General features: G+C 48.5%; 5 protein-coding genes. 2 read left to right on the forward strand and 3 right to left on the reverse strand.

What is annotated here, in order from left to right; all coding sequences use genetic code 11:
* A partial coding sequence (locus FJZ26_04940; protein ID MBM3229752.1) for a hypothetical protein occupies positions 1-266 on the forward strand: 266 nt, incomplete at its 5' end.
* Positions 267-300: 34 nt separating this feature from the next.
* Here FJZ26_04940 and FJZ26_04945 read toward each other — a convergent pair.
* Positions 301-684: a CopG family ribbon-helix-helix protein gene (locus FJZ26_04945; protein ID MBM3229753.1), complete on the reverse strand. Its 384-nt coding sequence runs from the start codon at positions 682-684 to the stop codon at positions 301-303.
* A 13-nt stretch (positions 685-697) separates the two neighbouring features.
* Positions 698-1,441, reverse strand: a complete 744-nt coding sequence (locus tag FJZ26_04950; GenBank protein ID MBM3229754.1) for a ZIP family metal transporter — start codon at positions 1,439-1,441, stop codon at positions 698-700.
* Positions 1,442-1,577: 136 nt separating this feature from the next.
* Between FJZ26_04950 and FJZ26_04955 the strand changes: the two genes are divergently transcribed.
* Entirely contained in the window at positions 1,578-2,195 is a 618-nt protein-coding gene (locus tag FJZ26_04955; GenBank protein ID MBM3229755.1) for a hypothetical protein, read from the forward strand.
* Between the two features lie 29 nt (positions 2,196-2,224).
* Here the strand turns inward: FJZ26_04955 and FJZ26_04960 are convergent, their stop codons facing one another.
* Positions 2,225-3,547 (reverse strand): hypothetical protein, encoded by a 1,323-nt coding sequence (locus FJZ26_04960; protein MBM3229756.1) that lies wholly within the window; start codon positions 3,545-3,547, stop codon positions 2,225-2,227.
* Between the last annotated feature and the right edge of the window lie 42 nt (positions 3,548-3,589).

Consider the following 3,589-nt stretch of genomic DNA (forward strand, 5'->3'; position numbering starts at 1 on the left):
CTGACGGCTTCAATCTGGTAATGAGCTTTATCATGTGGCCAATGTTCATGCTTTCGGGGGCCCTGTTCCCGGTTGAAAACCTGCCAACCTACCTTGGGGTTTTTGTAAAGTTGAATCCGCTCTCCTATGGTGTTGACCTGCTGCGGCATGTAATCCTGGGCACTGGCAAGTTCGGCCTTCTTGTTGATGTTGCAGTGCTGCTTGGGGTTTCTTTTGTCTTCATCCTGGCAGGCGCAAAAAGCTTTGAGAGAATGCATGTAACTTGAGGTTCAACTTCAGCCAAGCCGCGTGCCTTTGTGCTCAAGGCACAACCAGCTTCATGAATTCTGTTTTTCCCGCCCTGCTAAGAGCATTATAAAACTTGAGGACTTTTTTCGCGTCTCCTTTGAAAACAAAAATCTCAAGGCATTTGCCACCTTTCATGTTTGTGTGCACCTGCGTCACAACTACATCCTCAAAGTCATGCTTTGGCTCTGTCACATGCTCTTCATCGCCTTTCCTGTGCATTGCAATAAGAACGCCTTCCACCTGCCCGGCAAGCTTGTCGTTTTTCCTGCCCTCCGCCAATATCGCCCTTGCAGCAATCCTAAATGCGTCAGACCGGTTTTTCACACCGATTGTGCCAAAGTGCCTGTCCACCTGCTCCAATAGCTCTTTTTCAAGGCTCAAGCTAATTATCGCCATTTTTCGCACCTGACTATTCAATGTACCTTGCGATCATCCAGATTGTTGCAGCTCCAAGAACTATAAGCGCAAGCTGAATGCCAGATTTTCTTGCGCTCTTCTCCTTGTGGAGCTGCGGGAGCAGGTCAACTCCGGCTATGTAAACGAACATGCCGGCAGTGAATGCAAGCGCGTAGGACTCAATATGGGCAATCGCACCTGAAAAAAAGTAAAAAAGCAGCCCGCCGGCAACTGCCGCAAGTGCTGAAAGAAGATTGAATGCCAATGCCTTTGATTTTGTGTAGCCGCAGTACAAAAGCAGGGCAAAATCCCCTATCTCCTGCGGTATCTCATGAAGACCGATTGCAATGGTTGTGGTTATCCCAACGGCAGGGTTCACAAGAAACGCGGCTGCAATAGCAACACCATCAAAAAAGTTGTGGAATCCGTCACCTACAAGTGTCAGAAGCCCAAGCGGATGCTTATGCTGGCTTTCCTTTCCAGCATGGTGGTGGTGCCAGTGAATCAGCTTCTCCATGCAAAAAGCAACAACAATTCCCACGAAAGTTATCTCAAGCGCCACTGTGCTTTTTATTTCATCAATAGATTCTGGAAGCAGGTCAAAAAGTGCGGCCCCAAGAAGCGTTCCAGTAGAGAAGCTCACAAGTATGAACAGCAGACTGTCCATGTGCTTTTTTGCAACAAAAAACAGGGCAATGCCAACTAGGGATATGAGGCTGACAAGCATGGTTGCCCCAAGTATGTATTCAAGCGCCATGTAGAGTTTGCATCTCTAAATTAATAAAAAGCTTTGCAATGTTATTAAACTCGTTTCCTCCGCATTATTCCATCTTCCTGCCTTCGCGGTCCGCCCCAGGGGATTAATTATATACCTTGTCAAACAGAATTTTCCCATGGCATCCGAACCAGACCAGCCAATCCAGGAAGTTAAATCTAGCGCTGGCCTGCCAGAGCAAGCGCCAGCAAGGCGAAAGCCGGTTGAGCAGGAACAGGGGTTTCAAGGCAAGCCAGGCGGGCAAAAAAAGTCCATTGCCTCAAGGGGAATCCCGTCAAAGGACTCGCTTTATCTCCCTCCGTTCAATTCTCCCTCAATGCGCCCGTTTGAGGATGGTTCTGGAGCCATCACCCACACATTCTGGGATCTTTCAGAAGTCCTCAATTTTGTTTTCCCAAGGCACTACCAGCTCAAATACAATGAAATAGCTGAAAAGTTCCTTCTGCAGCTTATCAAATCACTGACTTTGGACGGGCCTGCCTTGGGCAATTTCGTAAAGGCAAACGGCATCTCAAAGGCGACATTCTACAACCGTGTGCTTCCGCGCCTCAAGCGCATTGGAATAATCAAAGTCGAGCGCGACACATTGGTGGCCCTTGAGTCAAAGCGCAAGTTCAGGCCAATGAAAATCCATCTTTCAAAAACGTTTGGCAACTACCTGAATAAAATAGGCAACTCGTGGCATGCCATCGTGGACACTGCAAGGGAAAAGGCTCAAGTAAAAGAAGAGGGCTAACTCAAATTTTCGTGTTGCAAATCATTCCATTATTTTTTCTTTGAAGGCTTTCTTTCACCTGACTGCATGGAAACCTTGTCGGTCCCAAACGTGATTGCGTCTAGAGCCATTTTCAGCTCCTGCGCCTTTTGCGCCGCAGGCTCAAGTTCCTCAAGCTTCTTTTTCTTGCTTTCCAGAACCTGTTGCAAAATTTTCTGCTGGTCAGCCTGTTTCAACGACTCATCTTGCAATATGGCCACAATCTCCTTGCTTTCCCTGACCAAATTCTCCAGCCTTGACTTTTCTGCCGCAATCCTTGCATCCAGCGCGCTTTCAGTCTCAATTGCCTTGTTTATTTCAAACTCGTGGCCTGAAGAGAGCTTTTGCAGCTCGCTTATGTAACGCCTCACAAAATTTGTTTCAACTGCCTCGCGCAGCTTCGCAAAGTCGGCTTCGTTTTGCTCTGTCACCTTTGAAAGCTCTTCGACTTGCCTCTCATAATCCTCAAGGTGCTGCCTTACCCAGCCATCCACTTGTGACAGAGTGTCAATCTGGGCAGAAAGGCCCTTGGCAATGCCTCGCTGCCTTTCAATGTAATTTTTCACCTGCTTCATGTCTGCCTCAAGGGCGCTTCTATACTGGCCCAGGCTTGCTGCCGCCTCCTCTATCTGGCTTATGCTTTCAGTCTGGTTTGCAATCAGCTCCTTTGTCTGCTGTATTTGCTGCTCAGTCTGCCCGATCAGGCTGTCAACTTTGCTTGCAGTCTTTCCTATCTGCTCAAGTTTCACGCTGCTTGCGGATATTTCCTTCTGTGCGTCTTCCATTGACTGCGCCGCCTGCTGCCCAAGCTTTTCCAGGCTTGAAAGCAAGTCTTCCACCTCAATCTTTGCATTTTCCAGGCTGCCTTTTGCCTGCCTTTCAAGCTCAAGCACCTTTGCCTGCTTGGTGTCAACCTCCTGTGCAAGCTGCGGCACTTGTGCAGCCCGCCTTTCAAGCTCAAGAATCAGGCTCTCCTTTTCAACTAGTTTCTCTGATACTGTCTCAATCTCGCTTTGCATCCTGTTTGCAAGCGGCTCGTAAATCCCATGCAGGAGCTTGGATTTCTCCCGCCTCAACTGGGTTATCCTCTCGCTTTGCTGCTTTATCTCCTCAAGCTGCTGCGAAAGCATTTCTCCAAGGCTCGTAATTTGCCTTTGGGGTTTGAGCCTCGGCCTTATCTCTCCACCGGTCTGCTGCTCCCAAACCCGTTCCAGCTGTTTTTGTTCCTCCTCAATCCCAACTTCGGGCCTCTTCTCTTGTATCTCGCCCCTCCTGATTTTCTCCCGTGTTTTGTGCATAGGCGATTTTGGCTTTGCTACCGTTGCCTTCGCCATTATAACTCTCTTTGCCTTTTTCTCTGCCTTTATGGCCTTTTG

The sequence above is a fragment of the Candidatus Parvarchaeota archaeon genome (genome assembly GCA_016866895.1).
Taxonomy (GTDB): domain Archaea; phylum Micrarchaeota; class Micrarchaeia; order Anstonellales; family VGKX01; genus VGKX01.

Bases quoted from the DNA above. Each gene is read 5' to 3' on its own strand.
- FJZ26_04945 (MBM3229753.1), bottom strand. From the start codon at position 684: ATGGCGATAATTAGCTTGAGCCTTGAAAAAGAGCTATTGGAGCAGGTG.
- FJZ26_04950 (MBM3229754.1), bottom strand. From the start codon at position 1,441: ATGGCGCTTGAATACATACTTGGGGCAACCATGCTTGTCAGCCTCATA.
- FJZ26_04955 (MBM3229755.1), top strand. From the start codon at position 1,578: ATGGCATCCGAACCAGACCAGCCAATCCAGGAAGTTAAATCTAGCGCT.
- FJZ26_04960 (MBM3229756.1), bottom strand. From the start codon at position 3,547: ATGGCGAAGGCAACGGTAGCAAAGCCAAAATCGCCTATGCACAAAACA.